23 protein-coding genes and 6 pseudogenes are annotated in these 23808 nt (G+C 54.6%); 17 read left to right on the top strand and 12 right to left on the bottom strand.

What is annotated here, in order from left to right; genetic code table 11:
- Window positions 1-42: 42 nt before the first annotated feature.
- Window positions 43-309: a hypothetical protein gene (locus AC1MDT_RS07590; RefSeq protein WP_480421436.1), complete on the top strand. Its 267-nt coding sequence runs from the start codon at window positions 43-45 to the stop codon at window positions 307-309.
- Window positions 310-385: 76 nt separating this feature from the next.
- Here AC1MDT_RS07590 and AC1MDT_RS07595 read toward each other — a convergent pair whose 3' ends face one another.
- The 5 genes from AC1MDT_RS07595 to AC1MDT_RS07615 all read right to left on the bottom strand — a co-directional run bounded on the left by AC1MDT_RS07595 (window position 386) and on the right by AC1MDT_RS07615 (window position 5285).
- Window positions 386-1114 (bottom strand): Crp/Fnr family transcriptional regulator, encoded by a 729-nt coding sequence (locus AC1MDT_RS07595; protein WP_480421437.1) that lies wholly within the window; start codon window positions 1112-1114, stop codon window positions 386-388.
- A gap of 255 nt (window positions 1115-1369) precedes the next feature.
- Window positions 1370-1975, bottom strand: coding sequence for a histidine phosphatase family protein (locus AC1MDT_RS07600; RefSeq protein WP_480421438.1), 606 nt, complete (start codon window positions 1973-1975; stop codon window positions 1370-1372).
- Entirely contained in the window at window positions 1972-3000 is a 1029-nt protein-coding gene (locus AC1MDT_RS07605) for a class I fructose-bisphosphate aldolase (protein WP_480421439.1), read from the bottom strand. Before AC1MDT_RS07605 ends, AC1MDT_RS07600 begins: the two co-directional genes overlap by 4 nt.
- Window positions 3001-3067: 67 nt before the next feature.
- On the bottom strand, window positions 3068-4723 hold the full coding sequence (gene pgi / locus AC1MDT_RS07610; RefSeq protein ID WP_480421440.1) for a glucose-6-phosphate isomerase: 1656 nt from the start codon (window positions 4721-4723) through the stop codon (window positions 3068-3070).
- Window positions 4724-4916: 193 nt separating this feature from the next.
- Window positions 4917-5285 (bottom strand): DUF488 domain-containing protein, encoded by a 369-nt coding sequence (locus tag AC1MDT_RS07615; RefSeq protein ID WP_480421441.1) that lies wholly within the window; start codon window positions 5283-5285, stop codon window positions 4917-4919.
- Here AC1MDT_RS07615 and AC1MDT_RS07620 point away from each other — a divergent pair.
- Window positions 5224-5553, top strand: a pseudogene (locus tag AC1MDT_RS07620) (4Fe-4S dicluster domain-containing protein); the annotation flags it as partial. The gene AC1MDT_RS07615 and the pseudogene AC1MDT_RS07620 overlap by 62 nt on opposite strands.
- 9 nt (window positions 5554-5562) lie before the next feature.
- On the opposite strand, the gene AC1MDT_RS07625 reads toward AC1MDT_RS07620, so the two are convergent.
- From AC1MDT_RS07625 to AC1MDT_RS07635, 3 genes and pseudogenes are all read right to left on the bottom strand, one after another.
- Entirely contained in the window at window positions 5563-5694 is a 132-nt protein-coding gene (locus AC1MDT_RS07625) for a hypothetical protein (RefSeq protein ID WP_480421442.1), read from the bottom strand.
- Window positions 5695-6056: 362 nt separating this feature from the next.
- Window positions 6057-6422: pseudogene (locus AC1MDT_RS07630) on the bottom strand (MBL fold metallo-hydrolase); the annotation flags it as partial.
- Between the two features lie 565 nt (window positions 6423-6987).
- Window positions 6988-7857, bottom strand: a complete 870-nt coding sequence (locus tag AC1MDT_RS07635) for an AraC family transcriptional regulator (protein ID WP_480421443.1) — start codon at window positions 7855-7857, stop codon at window positions 6988-6990.
- Window positions 7858-8091: 234 nt separating this feature from the next.
- Here AC1MDT_RS07635 and AC1MDT_RS07640 point away from each other — a divergent pair.
- The 4 genes and pseudogenes from AC1MDT_RS07640 to AC1MDT_RS07655 all read left to right on the top strand — a co-directional run.
- Window positions 8092-8487: pseudogene (locus AC1MDT_RS07640) on the top strand (transposase); the annotation flags it as partial.
- An 80-nt stretch (window positions 8488-8567) separates the two neighbouring features.
- Window positions 8568-9035, top strand: coding sequence for a MarR family winged helix-turn-helix transcriptional regulator (locus AC1MDT_RS07645; RefSeq protein WP_480421444.1), 468 nt, complete (start codon window positions 8568-8570; stop codon window positions 9033-9035).
- Window positions 9028-10233 (top strand): HlyD family secretion protein, encoded by a 1206-nt coding sequence (locus AC1MDT_RS07650; RefSeq protein WP_480421445.1) that lies wholly within the window; start codon window positions 9028-9030, stop codon window positions 10231-10233. Before AC1MDT_RS07645 ends, AC1MDT_RS07650 begins: the two co-directional genes overlap by 8 nt.
- Window positions 10226-11764 (top strand): MDR family MFS transporter, encoded by a 1539-nt coding sequence (locus AC1MDT_RS07655; RefSeq protein WP_480421446.1) that lies wholly within the window; start codon window positions 10226-10228, stop codon window positions 11762-11764. The genes AC1MDT_RS07650 and AC1MDT_RS07655 overlap by 8 nt, the downstream gene beginning before the upstream one ends.
- Before the next feature lie 108 nt (window positions 11765-11872).
- On the opposite strand, the gene AC1MDT_RS07660 is transcribed toward AC1MDT_RS07655, so the two are convergent.
- On the bottom strand, window positions 11873-12820 hold the full coding sequence (locus AC1MDT_RS07660; protein WP_480421447.1) for a LysR family transcriptional regulator: 948 nt from the start codon (window positions 12818-12820) through the stop codon (window positions 11873-11875).
- 109 nt (window positions 12821-12929) lie between these two features.
- On the opposite strand from AC1MDT_RS07660, the gene AC1MDT_RS07665 reads away from it, so the two are divergent.
- The 3 genes from AC1MDT_RS07665 to AC1MDT_RS07675 are packed head-to-tail and all read left to right on the top strand — an operon-like array spanning window position 12930 to window position 15438.
- Window positions 12930-14006: a 2Fe-2S iron-sulfur cluster-binding protein gene (locus AC1MDT_RS07665; RefSeq protein ID WP_480421448.1), complete on the top strand. Its 1077-nt coding sequence runs from the start codon at window positions 12930-12932 to the stop codon at window positions 14004-14006.
- A 36-nt stretch (window positions 14007-14042) separates the two neighbouring features.
- Complete coding sequence (locus AC1MDT_RS07670) at window positions 14043-14504, top strand: hypothetical protein (protein WP_480421449.1); 462 nt, start codon at window positions 14043-14045, stop codon at window positions 14502-14504.
- A gap of 40 nt (window positions 14505-14544) precedes the next feature.
- Window positions 14545-15438: a sterol desaturase family protein gene (locus AC1MDT_RS07675; RefSeq protein WP_480421450.1), complete on the top strand. Its 894-nt coding sequence runs from the start codon at window positions 14545-14547 to the stop codon at window positions 15436-15438.
- A 918-nt stretch (window positions 15439-16356) separates the two neighbouring features.
- Here AC1MDT_RS07675 and AC1MDT_RS07680 read toward each other — a convergent pair.
- A pseudogene (locus tag AC1MDT_RS07680) lies at window positions 16357-16503 on the bottom strand (IS5/IS1182 family transposase); the annotation flags it as partial.
- A gap of 69 nt (window positions 16504-16572) precedes the next feature.
- On the bottom strand, window positions 16573-17469 hold the full coding sequence (locus tag AC1MDT_RS07685; protein ID WP_480421451.1) for a LysR substrate-binding domain-containing protein: 897 nt from the start codon (window positions 17467-17469) through the stop codon (window positions 16573-16575).
- Window positions 17470-17579: 110 nt separating this feature from the next.
- Here AC1MDT_RS07685 and AC1MDT_RS07690 point away from each other — a divergent pair, with 110 nt between their 5' ends.
- From AC1MDT_RS07690 to AC1MDT_RS07725, 8 genes and pseudogenes are all read left to right on the top strand, one after another.
- On the top strand, window positions 17580-18368 hold the full coding sequence (locus AC1MDT_RS07690) for a HalD/BesD family halogenase (protein WP_480421452.1): 789 nt from the start codon (window positions 17580-17582) through the stop codon (window positions 18366-18368).
- Window positions 18369-18443: 75 nt separating this feature from the next.
- Window positions 18444-19337, top strand: a complete 894-nt coding sequence (locus AC1MDT_RS07695) for a transporter substrate-binding domain-containing protein (RefSeq protein ID WP_480421453.1) — start codon at window positions 18444-18446, stop codon at window positions 19335-19337.
- Window positions 19338-19485: 148 nt separating this feature from the next.
- On the top strand, window positions 19486-20598 hold the full coding sequence (locus AC1MDT_RS07700) for an S-(hydroxymethyl)glutathione dehydrogenase/class III alcohol dehydrogenase (RefSeq protein WP_480421454.1): 1113 nt from the start codon (window positions 19486-19488) through the stop codon (window positions 20596-20598).
- Window positions 20599-20689: 91 nt separating this feature from the next.
- Complete coding sequence (locus AC1MDT_RS07705) at window positions 20690-21073, top strand: VOC family protein (RefSeq protein WP_480421455.1); 384 nt, start codon at window positions 20690-20692, stop codon at window positions 21071-21073.
- 309 nt (window positions 21074-21382) lie between these two features.
- Window positions 21383-21571, top strand: a pseudogene (locus tag AC1MDT_RS07710) (DUF1254 domain-containing protein); the annotation flags it as partial.
- 220 nt (window positions 21572-21791) lie between these two features.
- On the top strand, window positions 21792-22034 hold the full coding sequence (locus AC1MDT_RS07715; protein ID WP_480421456.1) for an AbrB/MazE/SpoVT family DNA-binding domain-containing protein: 243 nt from the start codon (window positions 21792-21794) through the stop codon (window positions 22032-22034).
- A gap of 33 nt (window positions 22035-22067) precedes the next feature.
- Window positions 22068-22352, top strand: coding sequence for a phosphoglycerate mutase family protein (locus tag AC1MDT_RS07720; RefSeq protein WP_480421457.1), 285 nt, complete (start codon window positions 22068-22070; stop codon window positions 22350-22352).
- A 21-nt stretch (window positions 22353-22373) separates the two neighbouring features.
- A pseudogene (locus AC1MDT_RS07725) lies at window positions 22374-22730 on the top strand (histidine phosphatase family protein); the annotation flags it as partial.
- Between the two features lie 149 nt (window positions 22731-22879).
- Here AC1MDT_RS07725 and AC1MDT_RS07730 read toward each other — a convergent pair.
- Window positions 22880-23551 (bottom strand): ATPase, encoded by a 672-nt coding sequence (locus AC1MDT_RS07730; protein ID WP_480421458.1) that lies wholly within the window; start codon window positions 23549-23551, stop codon window positions 22880-22882.
- Between the last annotated feature and the right edge of the window lie 257 nt (window positions 23552-23808).

Genomic DNA, 23808 nt, shown 5'->3' on the forward strand with positions numbered 1-23808 from the left:
ACGCTAGCACACTGAAACTTCAGTAACTGGAAGGAGGTCATCATGGAAACGCCAGTCACGTCCAAGAGGGTCACAGCCGACACGGAATGCCTGCAGCCGGCCCCTACGCTGAACAGTACCTCTGCCTCGGGGAACAGGGAGGCCGAAGCACAACACATCTTCGAGAGGCTCATCATCGGGAGAAAGGTACTCAGAAAAGGCTGGCGGCTTTGGGTGATGAGCGAGTTGTTCAAGCTCAACGACGGACTGTTGAGCATTCAGGTGAAAATCAAGCTTCGTACTTTTCTCAAGGACACTCATTACAATTGAATATCAGCGTGGGTAGCCGCGCCACGCGCCGACAATGCCTGAGCAGCCTGTCATTTCTAGTGGGTGCCCTGCGATATTAATGAGTCGTAGGAACGTGGAGGTAGGGCAGCAGACGGTCGGTCTCGGCCTTCACCACCGCGTAGCATTCGCAGCTCAGTTGCTCCAGCTTGGGCCGATCGAGTACTTTGATATGCCCGCGGCTGTATTCGATGGCGCCCAGGCGCTGCAATTTTCCCGCTGCATCGGTGACACCCTCGCGACGTACCCCAAGCATGTTGGCGATCAGCTCCTGAGTCATCGTCAGTTGATTGCTGGGCAGGCGATCCAGAGACAGCAGCAGCCAGCGGCACAGCTGCTGATCGATCGAATGATGACGGTTGCACACTGCCGTCTGGGCCATCTGAGTGATCAATGCCTGGGTGTAACGCAGCATCAACTGCAGCATGTCACCGTGACGGTTGAATTCGTCCTTGAGGCGTTGGTTCAACAGCCGATAGGCATGCCCGGCGCTCTGCACGATGGCCCGGCTGGGCGTGCTTTCGCCACCCATGAACACCGCGACGCCAATCAACCCCTCGTTGCCCACCACCGAAATTTCCGCCGAGGCGCCGCTCTCCATTACGTAGAGCAGCGAAACGATGGAGTCCGTGGGAAAATACACATGACGCAGCGCATCGCCCGACTCGTATATAACCTTGCCGAGAGGCAGAGGTACCAGTTCGAGATAAGGGAGCAGACGGTCTTGTACCTCCGCTGGCAATGCAGCGAGGAGGTGGTTCTGTTGGGGGGCAGGCTTTGCGGACATGATCACCACCGTGTCGGAAAGAATCTTCCGGTTTCAGCAGGATAGACCAGTATTTTCGGGATTACCGAGTCTTTGATCGGCCCGTCCACTGCCTGAAAATTGCAGAAAACGCTTCGCTGAAAATCATGACTCGGGGAAGGTCATGAGCGCGAAACGCAGATAAACGAGTGATCAATTCGATGAGTCCAAAGGTCAAACCACCAGCCAGCAAGCGTTCAGTGCAATGTGGTTTGATACAGCCTTCTGCTTCACAGGTCATTCATCCGAGAACGCATTCCATAGCGCGATGACCGTCACGTCGGGGTGGTGGAGATCGTAGGTGAGAATGCTGAGCGATGCCGTATCCAGTGGAAAATGCTGCGCCGCGATCAGCGGTAAACCAATCCATCGCACGGCCAGGACGGAAGCGAAATGACCATGGGAGAAGAGTGCAATGTTGCCTTCCAGGGCCCGCAGCTGGGTGATAACCCGGTCAGCGCGACTGGCAATTTGCGCAGGGCTTTCACCCTGCGGACAGCCATCGCGAAAAATATTCCAGCCCTTTCGCTGCCTGAGAATGTCTACTGATCGCTGCCCTTCATAGGCACCATAGTCCCACTCCGCCAAGTCCGGGACGATTACGGCGTGCGCCCCCTGCCCCGCCAACGCGCAGGTTTGTTGCGCACGTCGTAACGGGCTGGTCAGAACATGGGTGAATGGGATATCCCGCAGGTGCAGTGCAAGTTTCTTCGCCTCGCTCTCGCCGCGCGCAGTCAACGGAATATCCGTGCGGCCCGTATGCTGACGGGAAAGCGTCCATTCAGTTTCACCGTGCCTGACAAGATAAAGGTGCACGGGCGCGGGTATGATGGGAGCGGTCATACGGCCAGCCCTTCCAGAGCAGCGTCGTATTCACCACGACATGCCGCGTGGTTACACCTGAGCCGGTGCAACAACGCCTGTTGTGCTGCCACTACATTGGCCTGCTCGCCGCGCCAAATCTCCAAAGCCGGTTGCTGGACGGCACGAGCAAACGAAAACGCCAATGCCCAGGGCAGTCGTGACTTGAACTGAAGATTCATGGCATTCAATCGGGCCGAAGCCAACGCTCCCGATTGGCCCCCCGACAAGAACGTAATGCCTGGCACCGCGGCGGGTACCGTTCGCAGGAGACAATTCACAGTTGCCTCAGCGACCGCGACCACCGTTGTCGGTGTGGTGCAATCCAAGCCGGGAAGCACCATATTAGGCTTCAAAAGCATCCCTTCAAGCAGCACTCGTTGGGCGTGCAGCTGATTGAAGACGATTCGTAGAACGTCCTCCGTGACGGCAGCACACCGTTGCAGGGTATGTTCACCGTCCATCAGCACTTCCGGCTCGACGATGGGGACCATCCCCGCCTCCTGGCACAACGCGGCATACCGGGCCAGCGCCTGAGCGTTGGCCTCAATGCAACCGGTGCTGGGCATGTCACTACCGATGGTGATCACCGCGCGCCACTTGGCAAACCGGACGCCCATTTGAGCGTATTCTTTGAGCCGATCACGCAGCCCGTCCAAACCCTCGGTGATCTTCTCTCCAGGATAACCGGCCAAATCTGTTGTACCGATGTCCACTTTAATGCCAGGGATAATGCCCGCATCGCTCAGGGCTTTACTGAATGAGGCGCCATCTTTGGTTCGCTGACGGATTGTTTCATCGTAGAGAATTGCACCGTTGAGGTATTGACCCAGACCCGGCGTGGTCACAATGAGCTCCCGATAGGCGCGCCGAGCCTCCTCGGTCTGAGGAATACCCAACGGGGCAAAGCGTCGGTTGCACGTAGGGTTGCTTTCGTCCATGGCCAGCAACCCTTTGTCGTCTGAGACAAGCGTCTTCGCGGTGTTTATTAGTGCTTGCGCATTCATACTCAACCCCTTGTTAACAGCGGAATCACGCGCTCCAATGTGTCCCATCGCCCAACAGCCATGCGGTTCATGATTGCCCTTGCCTGAGTTGACGGTAGCGTCGGATGAGCGCATTGGTCGAACTGTCATGCTTTAGCAAAGGCTCAACATCGCTGGTCAACTCAGCGAGGGTTATCTGCGCCATCGACTTGCCAAGTTCGACGCCCCACTGATCGAATGAATCGATGTTCCAGATTGTTCCTTGAGTAAAGACACTGTGTTCGTAAAGTGCGACGAGACTCCCCAACGTTTCCGGCGTCAGCCGTTCGGCAAGGAGGGTATTGGTGGGGCGGTTGCCTTCAAAAATGCGATGAGGTACCAGCCAGTCAGGTACTCCCGCCGCCTTGACTTCTGCTTCCGTTCTGCCGAAAGCAAGCGCCTCAGTCTGGGCGAACAGATTCGCCATCAACAGATCGTGATGCGCCTGCAAGGCGTTCAATGACTGGCAGAAACCGATAAAGTCACACGGGATCAACGGCGTTCCTTGATGCATAAGCTGATAGAACGAATGCTGGCCATTGGTGCCGGGCTCCCCCCAATAGACGGGGCCTGTTGGATAATCGACGCGTGCGCCATCGAGCGTGACGTGTTTGCCATTGCTCTCCATCGTCAACTGTTGCAGATAGGCCGGAAAGCGCTTCAGGTATTGCTCATAGGGCAGCACTGCGACGGTTTGAGCACCGAAGAAATTGTTGTACCAGACGGCGAGCAACCCCATCAGGACCGGCAGATTCTGGTCGAACGGTGTGCTGCGAAAGTGCAGGTCCATGGCATGAAAGCCGGACAGCATCGCGCGGAAATTTTCCGGCCCGATGGCCAGCATCGTCGACAAACCAATCGCCGAGTCCATCGAGTAGCGACCACCATCCCAATCCCACAAGCGAAACATATGCTGGGTATCGATGCCGAACTGGGTAACCGCCTCGGCATTGGTCGAAACGGCCACAAAATGCTTTGAGATTGCCCGCTCATTTCCAAGTTTGCTTAAAACCCAATCGCGCGCGGTGTGAGCGTTGGTCAATGTCTCGAGTGTTTTGAAGGTTTTCGAACAGACAATGAACAGCGTTTGTGCGGGGTCAAGATCGCGTGTCGCCTCGACAAAATCAGTACCGTCGACATTCGAAATGAATCGCATTGTCAGGTTGCGCTGACGGTAATGGCGCAACGCTTCATAGGCCATCTCCGGCCCGAGATCAGAGCCGCCTATGCCGATGTTGACCACATTGCAGATCGGCAGGCCTGTAAAACCCAACCATTCACCACTGCGAACTTTGCGAGCGAAATCGGCCATTTTATCGAGCATCGTGTGGACTTCCGGCACGACGTCGATGCCATCGACCACAATTCGCGCCTCCTTGGGTGCGCGCAGGGCGATATGAAGTACCGCGCGTTGCTCCGTTACATTAATTTTCTGGCCCGTGAACATTGCTTCGATACGCTCGCGCAAGCCACGCGCCTCAGCCAGTTGCAGAAGCAAATGCATCGTTTCATCGGTGACGCGGTTTTTTGAGTAATCGAGGTAAAGTCCGCACGCTTGCGTGCTGAAGCGCTCGCCACGTTTAGGATCGTCGCCAAACAATTGTCGCAGGTGCAGTTTGGACACCGCCTGATAATGCACCTGAAGTGCTTTCCAGGCAGGGCACTGTGTCAGAGATGGCGAGCACGCTGCATTTGACTTTTTCATGACTTGCTTGCTCAGACGGGCGCGTCAGCGGTGGCGAGTTTCCGGCAGCTAATCGCCGTGAAAAAATGATCGAGGCGCCAGATTCATGTTCGCTTTTCAGTGTAGTCAGAATGCACAACAACCAATGTGTGATCGGTACGCTGCCGCACTTAGAGATGTGTACCGCGCCGTCAACCCCCATGTCAGGCACACCTCATCCGACCGTCTGCGCCGGGTAGACAAGGGAATGCCCCGCAGGGGTCGCGGCCCGATTCAATGTTGCTGATTCAGCTTTGGCCCGGCCCATCAGATGAACGACTATCCGGCCGCGGTGGAGAAGGTAGTCAGCAACGATCCGACGATGGCAACGCCACCAGACGGTTTCCGCACACATGATCACGCACTGCCGGTCCTGACTGAGCGCTGACAAACGTGAGAGTCCCGATTCAAAATCATCGGACAATGCGTAATCCGCATAGTTATGAAAACTTTGGTTGATCCAAAACCCGTTAATATCCGGCGCCACTGAACGTCTACAGTCTCCCGAGGAGCGCGCCAAGCTCGACGGGCTGTATGAATGCATCCTCTGTGGTTGCTGTTCCTCGCAATGTCCATCCTGGTGGTGGAATCCTGAAAAGTTCGTAGGTCCAGCCGGGCTGTTGCAAGCTTGGCGTTTCATTACCGACAGCCGTGATCAGGCCACGGCGGAACGGCTAGAGCGGCTGGAGGACCCGTTCAGCTTGTTCCGTTGCCGCAGCATCGGCAACTGTTCATGGGTCTGCCCCAAGGGCCTCAATCCCATGGGGGCCATTGGAAAAATTCGCCAGGAGCTGTTCCGAAAATCCACCTAGGACGTTGGATCAACGCAATGAATCGGCTCGGCTTCCAAGGCCCTGAGTGGTATTGCCGAAGAACGCTGCCTGAACCCACTTGCGGTCGCAACCGGCGTCCTTGAGCGCGTCCTCCACTGCCCAAGCGGTCAGGGGCTTCACGCTGCCTCCAAGCGTGGGACTGACTTTAGCTATCAAGCGACGGTGAATGACTTCCTTCCCGCCGCGCTACGTAACTCCGGCGTTCGCTGACCCTTTAGCCTGTTCCGCAATCCCCTTACGATGCCCTGCTTGCAGGGCATCGTCATTTTCGACAGTCTTGGAAAGCGCCCCACAAGGCCCTCTCCGACCGGGCGGTTGAAGGTGCATGATTTGACGGGGAAACGGATGTTGATCAGCAAGCACTGGTTGGCAGCTTGCAAGCCATAGGGTCGCAGTCCAACCGGAGGCCGCCGGTCAGGCGGGTGACGCGGAATCTGGAGTCGCCACCGTCCTTAGACGGCCCGGGGTGAGGTCTCAATGGATCAGGAGTCGCAGCGGCTGAGCGTACTGTATGGGTCAAACGGCAGGTAGCGTGATTGTCGGTCACGCATGACCTTGATCATCGCAACTTCAGGATCACTGGAAAAAAACAGACGACCACCGTTGGCCACCAAGTGGTCCAGTAGCCGCTCCTTCTCGCCGACCAGCCCCTCAGGATTTCGGTCGTTGCCCGTGGTGACATCCAGGCGCAGCCAATGAGTACCCGGGATCAGGTCCCCTGCGAACACCACCGGTCCGCCTGGCATGGCGATTTTCGGTATCAGTTGCCCCGGCGTGTAACCATCGCTGAAGTGGAAATGCCAACCATCGCCAAGCTCACTGCAACGATCACCATCGAGCAGGGCCAGGCAGTAAGGCATGACATCAATAAGGTCGCGGGCGTCCTTGGTAAGTTGTTTCTTCAGATTGGCGCCTTCAGCGGCCGCATTCGGGTATTCAATGGCGCTCATCTAAGTGGCTCCTATTTTTTTAGAAGCCCCATGCTTTCATTTTCCCGTCGCCGGGATATCCCCTCTTTATGGGTGGCTGCTGACGAAACGCTAGTGTTCGAGTTGGCGGCATATTTAGGGAAGGACCGTGGGTCGAAACTTATTGCCCTCACTAAAAGGAGCGACCATAGGGTTGATGCGCTAGCGGCGTTTTAAAGGTGGACGATGCGCAGGATTTACATGAAGCGCTCATTCCCGCTATTGCTACGGCGCAGACAACCCCAGCGTATGAAGCTCTTGATGCGATTCGAAATGAAGCAACCGACAACCAGGCAATCCAAAAAAATCCCAGGGCTGAACGTATCAAGTGTGTTTTCACACAGCCTGGGTCGATTGCCGTCCCTCGCAACAGGCAGAACGGCTGCAGTCGACCCCGAACGGACACTCGTCAACGTCAGCTCAGGGTCGAAAGCTGCTTGCTCCGCTATTGCAGCGGAACATACACATCTGTTTGCCATTGATCCTGCGGTGTCTCGGGATAGACGCTCAGGTAATTGAAGAACAGCGGCTGGTCACGAAGTTCCTCTCCACTGGCAGGAAGCCAATCGCGGTAAATCGGATAGATCGTTTCGCCGATGTGATCCGGTGACCCCACGTGTCGCACCACGACGCAGCGACCGCCAGGAATGACGATCTCGCGCACGCCGAACTCATTCGGCGCCACGGCCTCGTGAATCTCGCCGCAGATTGCGAAGCGGAATGCTTGCGCAGGTGTCGTATCGGGGTTGCCATAGGGAATGCCAAAGCTGCGACTCGATGCCACCGGCGACTGTCCGCTCTGCTTACGCCACTCGATGAACTTGCGCACGCTCTCATTGACGAGCCCGGCGGGTCCGCGGTGTTCAAGCGCTGCGACCCTGACTTCAGGGAACTCCACGATTCGTATTTGCATGATGATAGTCCTGGAAAAGTGAGGGATTGCGAACACCGCATTCCAGACCTGCCAGTTCGGTTCCTTCCTGAACGCACTCGGCGTCGTACCGAACGCCCGCCTGAACGCCCTGCAAAATGCCTCGGGACTTTCAAAGCCAGCACCGAGTGCGGCGTCCAGTACCGAGTGACCCGCGAGGGTGGCTAGGCTATGTGCCGCGCGTCGTAGTCGCATCAGTTGCACATAACGTGAGACAGGCACTCCAACGAACGCGGTGAATTGTCGATGGAAGTGAAACGCCGAAAAGTTCGCCACATGGCTCAACGTCTTCACCGACAGGTCACCTTCGAGATTGGCATCAATGTAGGCGAGTACGGCGTTGAAGCGTTTTGTGTAAGCGAAATGGGTCGGCAGGTCAGACACTGGGAAAAGCTCCTGGAAGTACGGTCGGCAATAGAGTCGACTATAGCGGTGCGAACGCGCCTAGCCGCGCTTGCTCAAGGCACGTTTTGGGTTGGCCAATGCGATCTCTTCCAAGGCGATGTAAAGGTCGTGGGCATTTCAGGTGTCCACTTCTGGCCGATTCTGTTGAAAAAGTAGCTCCCCTGACTGGCCTGCGGCAAAATCTCTACATTGGCCAGCAGGGAAGCACGCAGCATGATGGGACAGTTATCGAGTGGGCAGGAACGACTGTTTTACTCGTTGAACCTTGAAGATCACATTCCAGCCAATCACCTTCTGCGCAGCATTGATCGGTGTCTTGATCTGAGCGACCTGCGCCATTACCTCGCCGATTTCTATAGCTCGATTGGGCGTCCGTCGATTGATCCTGAACTGATGATCCGCATGCTGATCGTGGGCTATTGCTACGGCATTCGCTCTGAGCGGCGGTTGTGCGAAGAGGCCCATTTGAACCTGGCGTATCGCTGGTTCTGCCGGTTGAGCCTTGAAGATGAAGTCCCCAACCACTCGACCTTTTCCAAAAATCGACACGGCCGTTTTCGGGACAGTGATCTGTTTCCTGCCGGATTGACTGATGTCAGCCAGTCTTGTCGAACAATCCACACATTTAGATAGCACACTAATTACAAGCTAAACTATGATGAGGTAACTCCTTAGCCGCAGACTTCGACATGACTGATACATTGACACTTGGCTTTGCCCTGCATGACAGCGCACGGTTGATGCGCAAACGCTTTGAGCAACGCGCGCGGCATGTCGGCCTCACCCGCTCGCAGTGGCAAGTACTGGCCATGTTGTCGAAGAACGAGGGCATCCATCAAAAAGGCCTCGCAGATTTACTGGAGCTGGAATCGATCACCCTTGTGCGCCTGCTGGACAAAATGGCGGAACGCGGGCTGCTTGAACGACGCAGTCATCCTACGGATCGACGCCTGTCCCTGCTTTTTTTGACCGAGCAGGCACACCCGCTTCTGGAACTCATGCGTGACATGGGCCGATCGACACGCCTGGAGGCCACGGCCGGATTTTCTGAAGAAGAAGAACAACGGCTGCTGCAGATGCTCAAGCGGATGAGGTCCAACCTGATCGAAGCCTGCAGTCTTCCCATCGACGACGAGGAGACGCGCCGCCATGACTGATCAACACCTGAAGTCACCGGTGCAGGCGCCTGTGATGCCCGCGACCTCACGACTGGAAGCCCCCTCTTCAACCGAGGCGCGCAAACCAACCCCGGGGCAAACTGAGGGTGGCCAGAGCAATGCCTCACCTGCCCGTCCAAAGCGGCAGATGGTGCGTACTGCACTCTTTACCCTGTTACCCATCGCCCTACTGGTCGGTGGTTACCTGTATGTCACGGGCGGGCAAGTCATTTCCACCGACAACGCCTACATACAGGCTGATCATGTCGGCGTCTCCACGGATGTCTCGGGCCTGGTCGCTTCGGTGGTTGTCAAAGACAATCAGCGGGTCGTCAAAGGTCAAGTCCTGTTCACCCTGAAACCCGAGCCGTTTCAGATTGCGCTGGCGAGTGCCAAGGCGCAACGGGACAACGTGCGCAATCAGATCCTCAATCTCAAGGCCAACTACAACCAGGCACTGGCCGAAATCGATCAGGCGCAAATCGACCTCGCGTACTACCAGGTCAGTTTCCAGCGCCAGCAAACCCTGGTCAGCGTTTCTGCGGTGTCCAAAACCAACTTCGACGATGCCAAGCATGCGCTGGACAGCACCCGGCAAAAAATCGCCGTTGCCAAGGCCACGGCGCAAATGGTGCTGGCGCAATTGGGTGGGCATATCGAGACACCCGTCGAACAGCAATCCACGTTTCTACAGGCACAGGCCGCCGTCGACGAAGCGCAGCGCAACCTGAACAACTCAGTCGTCAGGGCGTCGTTCGACGGGGTCGTGACCAACGTTGATTCGCTGCAAGTCGGCTCCTATCTGCAACCCCCACAATCGGGCATCAGCCTGGTGTCGGCCGATCACCTGTGGGTGGCAGCGTCCCCCAAGGAAACCGAACTGACCCACATGAAGCCCGGTCAGCCCGTCGATATCAGCGTCGACAGTTACCCCGAGGTCCGGTGGCACGGCACTGTCGAAAGCATCAGCCCGGCGTCGGGTTCAAGCTTCTCGTTGTTGCCTGCACAAAACACCACGGGCAACTGGGTCAAGGTCGTGCAACGGATTCCCGTGCGTATCAGCATCGATGATGCCGCGAACAAACCGTCGCTGCGCACTGGCATGAGTGTGCAAGCAGAGATCAACACAGGCTCGGCACGTGGCCTTCCGCACCTGTTCTCGGGGCTGTTGGCGAGCGAGGCCCCCGCCCATGAGTAATCCGGCAACGACGCAACCGGTGGCCCATCGCGGGATGATCACCGCTTGCGTCGTGCTGGCCGTGATCATGCAAGCGCTCGACACCACCATTGCGAACGTCGCCCTGCCCTACATGCAAGGCAGCATCTCGGCCAGCTCGGACCAGATCAACTGGGTGCTGACGTCCTACATCGTCGCCGCTGCCGTCATGACGCCGCCCTCTGCCTTCCTGGCCAGACGCTTCGGTCGCAAACGCGTGTTGCTGTGGGCGATTGCCGGCTTCGTCGTCTCGTCGATCCTTTGCGGCCTGGCGCAGTCGCTGGAGGAAATCATCCTGGCCCGTCTGCTGCAGGGGCTGGCGGGCGCGGCGTTAGTGCCATTGTCCCAAGGCATTCTGCTGGACATCTACAGCCTCAAAGAGCGCGGCTCAGCCATGGCGCTGTTTGGTGTGTCGGTCATGGTCGGCCCGGTACTGGGCCCGATGCTCGGCGGCTGGCTGACGGAGAATTTCAGTTGGCGGTGGGTGTTTTTCATCAACTTGCCCATTGGTTTGTTGGCGCTGGCCGGGATCGTCTACTACGTCAGCGAAACGTCGACCGACACCTCGTCACGACTGGACTGGCTCGGCTTTGGTTCCTTGAGTGTGGCGATCATGGCCCTGCAACTGTTTCTGGATCGAGGTGAGCAACTGGGCTGGTTTTCTTCCGGTGAAATCCTGATCGAAGCGGTGGTGGCCGCTGTCGCCACCTACGTGTTTCTGGTCCATACCTTCACCAGCGATGCGCCCTTTATCAGTCCGAAGCTGTTCAAGGATCGTAACTTTTCGATCAGCGTCATCTTCATTTTTATCGTCGGCATTACCTACCTGGCCTCGCTGGCGCTGATGACCCCTTACCTGCAAACCCTGATGGGCTATCCGGTGCTGACCGCCGGCATGGTGATGGGCCCACGCGGGTTGGGCACGATGCTGACCATGTTCCTCGCCGGCCAACTGCTGGGCAAAGTCGATACCCGCCTGTTACTGCTGACGGGGCTGGGTTTGTCAGCGCTGTCGATGTGGCTGATGACTGGCTGGACGCCTGATGTGTCGATACAAACCATCATCGTGGTCGGCTTCATTCAAGGCACCAGCCTGGGCATGCTGTTTGTACCATTGACCACGGTTGCCTTCGCGACACTGCCCGCCTCCTTGCGCGCAGAAGGCACCGGGCTTTACAGCCTGTCACGAAACGTCGGCTCCAGCGTCGGGATTTCCATCGTGACCGTGCTGCTCACTCAGAACATCCAGGCCAATCACGCAGAAATAAGTGCCTACGTCACGCCATTCAACCGCGCCTTCGAGGCGTGGCCGATCAAGCACTTTCTGGACCCGATGATCGCTTCCGGACGCGCAACACTGGACGCAATGGTCACGGTGCAAGCCAGCTGGATCGCTTACGTGGATGACTTCAAACTGCTGATGGTGTTGTCACTGGCAGTCATGCCGCTGCTGCTGATTATCAAAACGCCGAAAATTCAGTCGAGTGCAGAACCGGCGGCGGTCATGGAGTAACTAGAGTCCGCGTCCGGGCCAAAAGCACACGATCAATTTTCCCGCTGAACCATAATGCGCTTGCGAAGCGGCACCCAATAACAGCCAGCGGCGCATTCAGAAGATGATTCATTGATCATCGTAAAGTCCAGATCCTTTGTACATGGTGGTCTCAGGTGCTTCACCAGCAACGGCACGAATGGTCTTGAGCACCAACATGGCTGCCGGGGACAATGTTCGTCCACTCAAATGCACGATGCCGATTTCAGTAAATAGCGCTTCGGTCTCGGGAAAAGGTAAGGCAACCAGGTCTCCAGCCAACAGGTCTCGCTGCACTGCGGCGTGTGTTGCACCCAGAATGAGGTCGTCGTTAATCGCGAGGTCTTTCAGCACAGAGAGGTTGTCGCATTTCAGCACCACCGGCAGTGACTGATCGGGTGACAATTCAAGCAGGCGCCTAAGTTGGACGAGCGCCGCATTGGGGAACCAACTCAAGGCGAAGCCATAGGACAAACAATCTTTCAGCATGCGCGACGGATTGCCTATCAATGGATGACCTGGGCGGCAGAAGAATGCTCCGCGCTGACGACAAAGTGGTGTGATGGCGAGGTCTGGTTCATGTGAAATTTCCTGCGTGTCGGCAACAAAGAACTCGATTTCTTCAGCCCGCAGATGGAGTAGCAAGTAGCGCCAGTTGTTTGTATCCACGGTGAAGCAAATGCCGGGGCTCTGTAGTCTGACCTCCCGGAGCACCTGCCGCACCAGCCCATAGGTTGGCGAAGGTCCGACCCCGAACGCGACGTGCCCTACATCAGCGTCGCGTATTTGCACCATGTCCAACTCAAGCGTGCGCATTTGGTAAGCAATACGCTTGGCGTGTTCCAGAAATACTTCACCCACTTTGGTTATCGAAACCGCTCGATTGTCACGGTCGAACAAGGACAGCCCCAGCTCTTCTTCCAATGCCTGAATGCCACGACTGAGTGCGGGCTGGCTAAGATGCAGCTTTTCGGCTGCACGGGCGAAGTTCAGTTCCTGCGCCAGCGCGAGGGCATAGCGAATACGCTTCAAGTCCATCTATCACCTCGTAATGTCCTTGGGTTATTGCTTCAATGTTTATAATGCATTGGACGCATCACTCTAACAAAAATTACAGTTCGCCCGTACCCAATAAGGCAACTGTCCCATGTCAACGATTGCTTGCGATTCCGCATCGCCAAATAGCTATCAACTGATCATCGAAGGCACCGAGCTGCAAGCGAATGTGGCACCGGGCGAGACTGTCCTCAAGGCCGGTTTGCGCAGCGGTGTAAAAATTACGCATTTGTGCATGGTCGGCGAATGTGGCTCCTGCCGTTGTCGTCTGCTGCGGGGAAAAGTCAGGCTCAAGAAAGACATCTCCCAACATGTGGACCACGATGCATTGCGCAACGGCTATCTATTGGCGTGCCAGTCCGAACTCTTGAGCGATGTACTGCTAGCCGTGCCGGGCTTGTCCTCGGATATTCAGGGGCCGGCGCTGGTCACACGCTCCGGACGGATCAAATCTGCCGTTTCTCTGAACCACACTATTCGCCACCTGGTGCTGGAGCTTGATGCGCCGATGTCCTACGAGGCTGGACAGTACGCCCAATTGAGCATTCCAGGGCATCCGGCCCTGGCCCAGGAACCGCGCTGCTATTCCTTCTGCTCAGCACCATTGAGTCCTCCGCAAATCGAGGTGGGATTTCATGTCCGTCTGGTCCCCGGCGGACAATTTACCGAATGGTTGTTTGCCGAGGATCGCATCGGCGAACGCATAGAGTTGACTGGCCCGCTCGGGGATTTCACCGTCCAAAACGCTCTGCGCCCGATGGTACTCATCGCCGGTGGAAGTGGTCTTGCTCCCATCAAGTCAATTCTTGAACACTTGAGCGCTCAGCAAAGTGCCCCGGATGTGACGCTGTTTTTTGCCGCGCGCACCCAAAACGATCTGTACTGCCTGGGCGAAATTGCACACCTACAGGCCAATTGGCCTGGTCCCGGTCGGATGCTGTTCGAGCCCGTCCTGTCACATGAGCCCGGCGATTCCGCCTGGGGTGGACTGACTGGGTATTGCGGCGAACATATTTCCAGATTCTGTAGCCCAGCCGACAGCAGTTTCTATCTCTGCGGTCCGCCACCGATGATCGATTCGATTCTTCGCTCATTAGAAGGCGTTGTGGAGCCTCATTACATCCACTACGACCGTTTTATTGATCGCAGCAATATGACGCAGCAATAAGTTCTCCCCGCCTTCATTGACTTTGGATAATAAAAAATGAAATCGAAATTGTTTCCTACCTTAATCCTGTGTGCAGCATTTTCGCAGGCACAAGCGGCAGATACGCCCATCACGCTTGAGTTTGGTGCTGCCGTAAAAAACGTCTCTGAAGTGAATACTGCTACCGGAACGTCAAGTTTGAACATGATTGCCGAGGGCGCGGGAAAGCTGGTGTCTCAAGGTGAGTCGGTACGTTTCTATGCCCTGTGTGCCATCACCGACACATTGAAGGGAAAGGCCGTTGTTGCGGGATTTGGCGACTGTGAATTCAAAACGACCGATGGCGGCGTGTTGTATGCGCATTTTCAGACAACGTCAGGACATGGAGACCAGGGTCAGATTACGTTGAGTGGCGGCAGCCAGAATCTTGAGCGTTTCAACGGCATCGTTCCCGTCGAAATTACAGTCAATCCAGCCAAGGTCGGCAAGCTGGTGTTTTTTGCTGAAAATCTGAAATGAACAGTGCTCTTGGCTCGCCACTCAGTAAAAGGAAACAGCGATGGGGATGACCATTGGGTTCAGTGTCTTTGCCCTGCTGCTTGTACTTGACATTGTCATGGGGGAGTTCAGGAAACCCCGCGCATTGAGCAAGAATGAACTAGGTGTGAACCTGATCAGCATGGGGATCGGGTTCTCCATTCGTGCTCTTCCTTTCGCGGTGATTACCTATTTGCTGGTCACATTTCTCCCCGAGTGGAGAAACGCTCTCGCTCACGCTAATTTCGCCTTATTGTTCCTCGCGGTCCTGTTGCTTGATGATTATGGGAATTACTGGTTTCACCGCCAGGCACATCAAATACCCTGGCTGTGGCGCCTGCACAAACCCCACCATATTCCAACACGCATGAACGTACTCATGGGTGTTCGCGAAAGCACATTTTATTACCTGCTCATTCCCGTCAATGTGATGGCTCCGCTACTGGTTTTTGTCGGTGCCGAAGAAGCGGGTGCGGCCATGTTGGGCCTCAAGCTGACCGTAGGTTATCTCCAACATGTGGGTTATCGCTGGGACCTGTGGTTGCGCCGTTTCGCGCCTGGCCGTCTGTTTCTCGATCTCGCGGAAAACCTGTTCTCGCTCCAGGATTTTCATCATGTGCATCATGGTGTTGGCCGCTACGGCAATGCTTCATCCAACTATGGCAATGTGCTCAATATCTGGGACAAGCTTCACAAGACGAGCAGCGGCCATCCGCACTGCGCCCAAGATGCTTACGGACTGCCAACAGGTGCAAAGGTAGAGTCTTGGGCAGTGCAATTGTTCTGGCCACTTTGCCGCGAGCGGAAGGTGAAACCCGACGCATCCTCGATCATCGTCCAGAGTTCGTCCGATGAACTGGAAGCAGCTCAAGCCATCATTTTTACCGCTGACGGTCTGGCAATCGCAGTGAGATGATGGTCCGAGTTGAATCAAGGTGAAGGTCTGCAATGGGTCGATTGTGTTGAAAAAGGCGACCCGGCCTGGCTACCCATGTACTAAGCGGTGAAAACGCGTTTTCAGTGCGCTGCTACGTAAAATCTGAGCCCTGAGCCTTCTGCGCAAAACTCGGATTTAAATCTCAGACGCGTACTTTTCTGTCGCGAAAACTGAAGCGGACTTTTTCAACAGAATCGGTCGGTTGCCGTCGTTCGCGACAGGCAAAAAACGGCCAAAAGCAGCCGGCGAGTACCAACAAGAGTCGGAGATCAGTGGGCGTTCGGTTGCGTCCATTAAGCCAGGGGCTATTCAATGCTACGCTTCCTGCGATTCGTACTCGAATCCTCATCCAGGGCCAAAAAATGACAGCACTGAAGTTCTTTTCCGTGAAGTACAGATATCGCCTCAAGTCGTCACTCGATAGCGAGTCCTGGTCCGAAGGCACAAGGCCGATTCGGGCGGATAGCCAAGAAGATGCCAATTACAGTGCTAGGCAAATGCTCCCGCAGGAGATGCCAGATCATGTGATTGAAATTTTGAGTTAGGTATACGGACCCCGGTAAAAAGAGCCGGTCCAGTGCCATGCGTTGTTGTACGACCCTAGGCATCGAGATGGTTCTGGCTGGCATGCTGATATGCAACGATGTGGGCGGTCAACTTCCGCTACTACTAATATCCGCTATATTGGGTCGATTGCATCCGATTGCATCCGATTGCATCCGATTGCATCCGATTGCATCCGATTGCAACAGACAGTAGTCGGCCACAAGCAGTCGCTGGGATATCCCTGTTTGATCATATACCTTGCCCCAACGCCCGGTTCCACCTTGGCTAATGTGTTCAATGACTTTCGCAACGGCTTGTCCATCGTTTTTATAGCGTTGGGCGACATCCTTAAGGCTTTCGACCACCACCGGCCTTGGGATAGTACGGTTTGATCAGCGTCAGCAAACCGCTCCATTCCATCTCAGCCAGAAAGCGTTCACGTCGGGTTTGCTAGCGCTTGCAGGCATTTTCGACGTCGGAAAAACTCATCTGGCTCATGGGCAACTCGGTCAGGTGGTGAGCGCATATTTCATCGCATTCAGGAACTTATTCGGAGAGTCCTTATCGCTATTGCCTTAGTAGCGACACCATCCGTTTAATATCTTTACGATCGGCTTTCATAGTGGGTACAAACGCGCAGTAGGGATGCCCAAGTTGTAGCGATATCGGTGACAGTGCAATCAGACGCCCCGCCTCTAGGTCTGCTTTTGCGGTGATTCTTTGGCCCAGTGCTATTCCTAGACCGAGACGGGCTAGTGAAATCGAAAGAGTGGACAATCCGGCTCGCTGCCCTTGCGTGGGATCGGGGTGATATTTACTGGCGATATGAGTAAACCAATCGCTCCACGTAGGATGGGATGCGTAGCTTGCGCCCCAATGGGTATGGATGAATAGATTCTGCGGTACTTTAGCGAGATTAAATTCATCATTACCATGGGTGTACCAAAATTCGGGAGCGCAGACCGGGGTTACCTCGTCATGTACAAGCTGTATAACCTCGAGCCCTGGGTAGTGATAAGCTCCATAACTGATTCGAACATCGATATCGTGACGCATGAGATCCACGGGGTCGTCCTCTACGCGAATCTCGATCGATAACTGCGGGTAATATTGCAACAACACACTCAACTTCGGTGCGAGCCAGACTTCAGCAAGAGAATACGGCACACTTATAATTAGTCTACGAGCATTTAAATCTCCTTCTAGTATCCGCACGGTCATCGCAGAGAGATCATTGAGTGCCCGACAAGTCTGCGGATAAATGGCATGCCCGGCGTCCGTCAGTGTGAGACGGTTGCCTGTCCGTACAAAGAGCTGTCGACCCAGAAAGTCTTCAAGGTGCTTTACCTGTTGACTGATAGCGGCAGATGACACGCTCAGCTCCTTGGCCGCCAATACGAAGCTGTTCAAGCGAGCCGCCACTTCGAACGCCTTTACCGCATTGAGCGGCGGGAGTCTATTCATTGGGGTTTCATCCGAAAGATTTTCTTTTGAAAGGCTAACAATTTGTGCCGTTGTTGCACAGTTTTTTTAGGGTTACTTTTTGGCCTCACAAAAAAAAAGAGAGCCCCCCCATGCAAAACATTCTGGATCTGGAGCGCTACCCGCTTGATCGGGAAGGAAGCCCTGAATGGCAAGCCTTGGTTGACCGTGCGATCCTAGAATTGAACACTACTGGTATGTTCAATCTGAATCAGCTCGTCATACCGGCTGCCGCCCAAAAGGCAGTTGCTGAAGTCAGCCCCATAATGGACACTCAGTCGCACGTCCATAAGCGTTTACACAATATTTATTTTAAACCGGATATTCCTGAACTTGCCCCGTCTCATCCTGCCTTGCGCAAGGTCGAGACCATCAGTCACACCCTATGCGCAGACCAGATACCGTGTAGCACAGTGTTGGCGATCTACGAATATGAACCCTTGGTCCGGTTCCTTGCGGCTACCATGGGCAAGCCTGCCCTTCACGTGATGCAGGATCCCTTGGCCCGGGCCAATGTAATGAGTTATCGCGAAGGGGAAGCACTCAATTGGCATTTTGACCGTGCGGAATTTACTACAACTTTGCTTTTGCAGGCACCGGAATCGGGTGGTAGTTTCCAATATCGCAGCAACTTGCGCTCGGACAATGATCCGAACTATGCCGGTGTGGTGGAGTTGCTCGAGGGACGGGACCCACAGGTTCAAACCCTGGAATTGGAAGCTGGAACCCTGAACGTATTTCGTGGCAAAAATACAGCGCATCGTGTCACTCCCGTGCAAGGCCAACAAGAGCGCATGATCGCGGTGTTCTCTTACTATGAAAAACCCGGCGTGATGTTCAGTGACGAGGAGAAAATCGGTTTTTATGGGCGCGCATTCTGACGCGCATTAGCGACGCACATCGAAATAATGATAGCTTTATATTATCTACTCGGTTCGCCGCCACAGGTTCTTACTATGCCATTCTTCCTTCAAACATTGGAAAAAACCATGGACATAAAGAGTAAGGCATCACTGAAATTGGTAATTTTTGCGCTAATCGGCGCGGCTTCATTCTTCGCGTCAACGTCTCAAGCTAAGGAATGGACTTCAGTGGTCATCGCCACAGAAGCCGCTTATGAGCCGTGGAACATGACACTCCCCAGCGGCGCAATCGCCGGGTTTGAACCGGAGTTAATGAAAGACCTTTGCGCCCGTATGAAGCTTGAATGCAAATTACAAGCGCAGGACTGGGACGGGATGATTGAGGGCCTTAATACGAACAAGTACGACGTGCTCATGGACGCCATCGTAATTACCCCGGAACGCCAGAAAGTCATCGATTTCTCCATCCCTTACGCAACTACCCCGGGCGTATTTGTTACAGGAGACCCTAAGTTAATTGCGGGTGCAGGCGTATCTAACGAAGTTATAAAACTTACCGGCAACACTGCAACGGACAAGCCCTATATCGACAAACTCCGCGCACTCGTTAAAGGTAAAACCATCGGTATTGCTTCAGGCACAGCCTACACCGCGTTTATCGAAACAAACTTCAAAGATGTTGCGACTATTCGCGAGTACAAAAAATCCGGCGAGCACGCTCTTGACGTACTGGCGGGCCGTATAGATTATTCATTCGACGACGTAACTTTTTTCAACTCAATACTCGACAAGCCTGAGAATAAATCGCTGTCTATGGTCGGCCCGAAGATTGGCGGTCCTATTTGGGGGCCAGGTGAAGCGTTTGCGTTCCGTACCCGCGATCCTGAACTCAAGGCGAAATTCAACGGAGCGCTGAGCGCTGCGTTAGCGGACGGGACAGTGAAAACCTTGTCCGAAAAATGGTTTAAGTCTGATATTACGCCTTGAACTATCGCCTCCTAAATCGGCAACTAAAAAATACAAAACAATTAAGGCGCGATACAAGTTCTTAATCGACGAATGTATCGACGACGCTCACACAGTACGTCGCTGCCGCACTGATCGGCGCGGATCTTATAGCGAGTAGGTACCTGAAATGATCAAGTCACGTGCAGCCGTAGCTTTTGGCCCCAACCAGCCACTGCGAATTGTTGAGGTTGAAGTAGCCCCGCCACGAGCAGGAGAGGTTTTGGTCAAAATCATAGCCAGCGGCGTTTGTCATACAGACGCTTATACGCTTTCCGGCGCGGATCCCGAGGGGATTTTTCCTGTCATCCTCGGCCATGAAGGGGGTGGCGTTGTCGAAGCAATCGGGGAAGGTGTCACCTCTTTAGCCATTGGAGACCACGTCATCCCCCTCTACACAGCCGAATGTAGAACGTGCAAGTATTGCCTCTCTGGCAAGACCAATCTCTGCCAGGCTGTTCGTGCGACCCAAGGTAAGGGTTTGATGCCCGACGGAACTTCCAGGTTTTCGTACAAAGGCGAGATCATCTTTCATTACATGGGCACATCGACGTTTTCGGAATATACCGTTCTACCTGAGATTTCCTTGGCGAAAATCCCTAAGAGTGCTCCTCTAGAGAAAGTATGCCTCCTAGGGTGCGGTATAACGACTGGCATTGGGGCAGTTTTAAATACTGCAAAAATTGAAGCTGGAGCCACCGTGGCCATTTTCGGACTAGGCGGTATTGGATTGTCCGCGATCATCGGCGCCAAGATGGCTAATGCTGGTCGCATCATCGCTGTTGATATCAACCCATCTAAATCTGGTATTGCGAAAGCGCTTGGAGCGACTGACTTCATTAATCCCAAGGAAGCTAATCGTCCGATTCAAGACGTCATAATTGATATGACTGACGGCGGCGTGGATTACTCGTTTGAATGCATCGGCAATGTTGACCTCATGCGGGCAGCGCTCGAATGCTGCCATAAAGGATGGGGCGAGTCGATCATCATTGGCGTTGCTGCTGCCGGTAAGGAAATCAGCACGCGACCGTTCCAATTGGTGACAGGTCGTGTTTGGCGCGGTAGTGCATTCGGCGGCGTTAGGGGGCGTACCGAACTTCCTACTTATGTGGAGATGGCTGAGAAAGGCGAGATCCCGTTGGATAAATTTATTACCCACACAATGGGCTTGGAGGACATTAACAGAGCGTTCGATCTAATGCATGCTGGTGAAAGCATTCGTTCCGTCATTCACTTCTGAACAACTTTCTAAAGTCCTTTTTCCACCCACGTATTTCGTCTCTACCCATGGTTCGATCTTATTCTTAACAACCCTGAAACTGGAGCTATAAATGTCTGTATTCACACACGTAACTGTTGGCACCAACAACCTTGACCAAGCGCGTAAATTTTACGATAAAGTGCTGGGTAAACTCGGTATGAAACGCATTGCAGATTTGGGTGATAATGGCTCGATCTGGGGTGTGGACAAACCCTCTTTTTTTGTATTAAAGCCCGCTAATGGGCAACTAGCCTCCGTAGGGAATGGCAGTACTGTTAGCTTCGAAGCCCCCAACCGAGAGTCAATCAAAGCTTTTCACCTAGCTGCGTTGGATGAAGGTGGAAAAGACGAGGGTGCAGCGGGTATCCGAGATTGGGCTCCGAACGCCTTTGCCGCCTATGCCCGAGATCTAGATGGCAACAAACTGGCTGTTTACTGCTTTAAACCAGAGTAACAGCTTTGCTGCAACCCCCCTTCGGCCCCCCTATTCCGAACAGACCGAAAACTGGATATCGAAGCTAAGCAGCTTAACAGGTAAGGACAAAAGAGCAGTGTCAAAATCTTTTGTCGCGGTAAAAAATCTTGCCTCATCTAACTCATCGTTAAAGCGACCAGGTCTCTGACTGGCATTTAGTTCAAAGGACGATAGAAAGGGCCTTGTTTGCAAGGCCTTACCGCTGCAACCCTCTTCCACTTATCTCCCGCTGTCGGCGCTTAGCCAACAGCGGCCGAGGCTGGCGTCCTGCAAACGTAAAAAGTCCATTACGACAAGCACAAGGCTCCACCGGCCCCGCCGAAGATCGACTGGCCAAAACCCACACCCACCATGAGCGACACCCCGGAACTGTTTCGCTATTTGAATTTCATGCTGTCGTTCGCCCCGTCCCAGGACGTGGAAGAGGATCTGCTGGGGCGATTCGCAAAAATAGACACCGAAGCCGGCAAGCCGTTCAGCGCAGTGCCAGCGGAAACGCCGCGCGGTTCGCGTAGTCGAGGACAGTCTTCTGCACGTGATCGACGATGGGCTGATTGCGCGCAACTGCAATGAAGTACATGAGGCGAAGGCGTGGCACCAGCTCTAACTGGCGGGGCGAACGTTTGCTCGCCGCGCTCTGAGCCTTTACGCAAAAAGCACGTTACCATTGCCGACTCAGATGTAATGGAGACCACACGTGAGAAAGCCACCTATGAGAATCATCATCGAAGAGTGGGATGGTGACGGCGCAATACGAATTCCCGATGAGGCGCTGCAAGAGTTGGAACTGGATGTCGGCGACGCCGTGTATCTGCTAGAAGAGTTTGTCGGCCACACGCGATGCCTTGTCCTATCAAAAAAGCCTCAAATCGCGGATCGAATAGACGAGCTCACGCAAGCCTGGAATGGCGAGCAGCGCGGCAGCGCCGAGGACAAATGAGGAGTTTCCTCAACATCAATCGAGGGGCCCGCGATGAAACTCGTTAGGTTGATTCGTCATGCTGAGAGCGCCGCAAATGCGGGGCTCGCCACGACAGCACCGGACTCAATACCGCTGACTGAAAAAGGCAAGCTTCAAGCTCGAGCGTTTGCTGACTCCATCACCTGCGCGCCCGACCTGATCATCTCATCTCCCTTTGAACGCGCTACCGCAACCGCCATACCAGCAGCAGAGCGCTTCCCTCACACTCGATTCGAACTGTGGCCCGTCGAAGAATTTACGTATCTGACCCCAAACCGCTTCTCTGGTAGTACCTAAGCCGACCGAAAGCCACATGCGCAAAGCTATTGGGAGAACGGTGACGCGGAGTTTACCGATGGGCCTGGCGCAGAGTCTTTCGATCATCTGCTAGAGCGCGCAGATGCGATGCTGACCAAGCTTGCAGATAGCGATGTTCAGAACATCCTGGTTTACAGCCATGGTCAATTCATCAGAGCAGTTGCTTGGCTGATCAAGCATGGAGGCCACGCTCGTTCATACGACCTGATGCGTGAATTCCGAGCCCTCGATGTGAGGGAACCGTTTAGAAATTGTTCAAGTTATCAACTTGTGTTTAGCGACGGCGGATGGACAGTAGAATGCCAAATCGACTCATCTGGGCGAGAGAGATTTATCGACGAGTTCTGCACAAGATAGCTTCTCGGCTAACCGCTACATCGCAAGCCCGCAAGTATCTCACCCTCCGTAGTTAAGCAGTGAAAGAGAAGCTCAAAGTATCGGGGCTGTCGCGCGCCCGATTTGATTATCCATGCGGCTCCGGATGCGGTTGCCTAGGGGCCACACCATCAGTTGGTTGCGAGCTGAGCGACTTCGCTGGACGTAACCAGCGCCTTCAGCGACACATCGAATTGTTTCAGGGCATCAACTTGCAAGTCACGTTGCTGGTTAATTTGCGCGGCAATCTCCGGAGCCGCTTTGCCATGAACCCAGACAGAAGGCATTTGTTGTTCACGCGAGCCTTCAGCCTTGCCGATATATTGCAGGTTCGAGTCGTAGAACTTGGCCATGAATCGCGCTTCAACCTGGTTGTTGCGCTTCGATACCAGACGGCTGTATGTGTCCAACATCACAACCGCGTCAGGATGGGCTTGCACCAGCGCATCGAGGTTGTCGTAGACGGTCACCGAGGCGAACTCTTTCTGTAGCGAACCCATGAGCCAGTTGATCGCCAGTTTCGGATCGGAGCTGTTGACGAAGGCGTTGCTGATGCGCGAATCCAGCGCAGGGCTCTTCGCGCCGTTCAGCGCTACAGCGTGGTACTGCTCCAGGTATTCGAGAGTGTTGACGGTGTTTTCGCTGTAAAGCACACCCAGTGTTTGGGCATGCCGCAGGCCGGCGGTGCTGTCCGCCATCGGCAAAAAATGGCAGGACTGCGGGTCGCCAGCATAGGCCGGTGCGGTAGCGGCGAAACCGACGGTCAATACTGCAACAAGGGCCAGCCAGGTTGAAATTCTCATCGTGCAGGTTCCTTACAGAAGCGGCTTCAGTATAGCGCCATCCTCCTCCTTTGCCGGCAAAACAGAACTTGCATTCCTTGATGATAACTATCGACTGAACGAATGGTGGAAAGCGGCAGGTGCATGAACTGACGATCGCGCTGGCTTGCTACAGACTCAGCAGTACGTTCGACCAACTCTGACGACGGCGATCATCAAGAGAACAACAAAAAAGGTGGGATCCGTGGGGACTGCAGGCTGGTCACCCTCATAAACAA

The organism is Pseudomonas sp. ASL7 (assembly GCF_056680375.1).

Excerpts from the sequence above, each read along its gene's own strand:
- AC1MDT_RS07590 (WP_480421436.1), top strand. The coding sequence starts at position 43 with ATGGAAACGCCAGTCACGTCCAAGAGGGTCACAGCCGACACGGAATGC.
- AC1MDT_RS07595 (WP_480421437.1), bottom strand. The coding sequence starts at position 1,114 with ATGTCCGCAAAGCCTGCCCCCCAACAGAACCACCTCCTCGCTGCATTG.
- AC1MDT_RS07600 (WP_480421438.1), bottom strand. The coding sequence starts at position 1,975 with ATGACCGCTCCCATCATACCCGCGCCCGTGCACCTTTATCTTGTCAGG.
- AC1MDT_RS07605 (WP_480421439.1), bottom strand. The coding sequence starts at position 3,000 with ATGAATGCGCAAGCACTAATAAACACCGCGAAGACGCTTGTCTCAGAC.
- pgi (WP_480421440.1), bottom strand. The coding sequence starts at position 4,723 with ATGAAAAAGTCAAATGCAGCGTGCTCGCCATCTCTGACACAGTGCCCT.
- AC1MDT_RS07615 (WP_480421441.1), bottom strand. The coding sequence starts at position 5,285 with ATGCATTCATACAGCCCGTCGAGCTTGGCGCGCTCCTCGGGAGACTGT.
- AC1MDT_RS07645 (WP_480421444.1), top strand. The coding sequence starts at position 8,568 with ATGACTGATACATTGACACTTGGCTTTGCCCTGCATGACAGCGCACGG.
- AC1MDT_RS07650 (WP_480421445.1), top strand. The coding sequence starts at position 9,028 with ATGACTGATCAACACCTGAAGTCACCGGTGCAGGCGCCTGTGATGCCC.
- AC1MDT_RS07655 (WP_480421446.1), top strand. The coding sequence starts at position 10,226 with ATGAGTAATCCGGCAACGACGCAACCGGTGGCCCATCGCGGGATGATC.
- AC1MDT_RS07660 (WP_480421447.1), bottom strand. The coding sequence starts at position 12,820 with ATGGACTTGAAGCGTATTCGCTATGCCCTCGCGCTGGCGCAGGAACTG.
- AC1MDT_RS07665 (WP_480421448.1), top strand. The coding sequence starts at position 12,930 with ATGTCAACGATTGCTTGCGATTCCGCATCGCCAAATAGCTATCAACTG.
- AC1MDT_RS07670 (WP_480421449.1), top strand. The coding sequence starts at position 14,043 with ATGAAATCGAAATTGTTTCCTACCTTAATCCTGTGTGCAGCATTTTCG.
- AC1MDT_RS07675 (WP_480421450.1), top strand. The coding sequence starts at position 14,545 with ATGGGGATGACCATTGGGTTCAGTGTCTTTGCCCTGCTGCTTGTACTT.
- AC1MDT_RS07685 (WP_480421451.1), bottom strand. The coding sequence starts at position 17,469 with ATGAATAGACTCCCGCCGCTCAATGCGGTAAAGGCGTTCGAAGTGGCG.
- AC1MDT_RS07690 (WP_480421452.1), top strand. The coding sequence starts at position 17,580 with ATGCAAAACATTCTGGATCTGGAGCGCTACCCGCTTGATCGGGAAGGA.
- AC1MDT_RS07695 (WP_480421453.1), top strand. The coding sequence starts at position 18,444 with ATGCCATTCTTCCTTCAAACATTGGAAAAAACCATGGACATAAAGAGT.
- AC1MDT_RS07700 (WP_480421454.1), top strand. The coding sequence starts at position 19,486 with ATGATCAAGTCACGTGCAGCCGTAGCTTTTGGCCCCAACCAGCCACTG.
- AC1MDT_RS07705 (WP_480421455.1), top strand. The coding sequence starts at position 20,690 with ATGTCTGTATTCACACACGTAACTGTTGGCACCAACAACCTTGACCAA.
- AC1MDT_RS07720 (WP_480421457.1), top strand. The coding sequence starts at position 22,068 with ATGAAACTCGTTAGGTTGATTCGTCATGCTGAGAGCGCCGCAAATGCG.
- AC1MDT_RS07730 (WP_480421458.1), bottom strand. The coding sequence starts at position 23,551 with ATGAGAATTTCAACCTGGCTGGCCCTTGTTGCAGTATTGACCGTCGGT.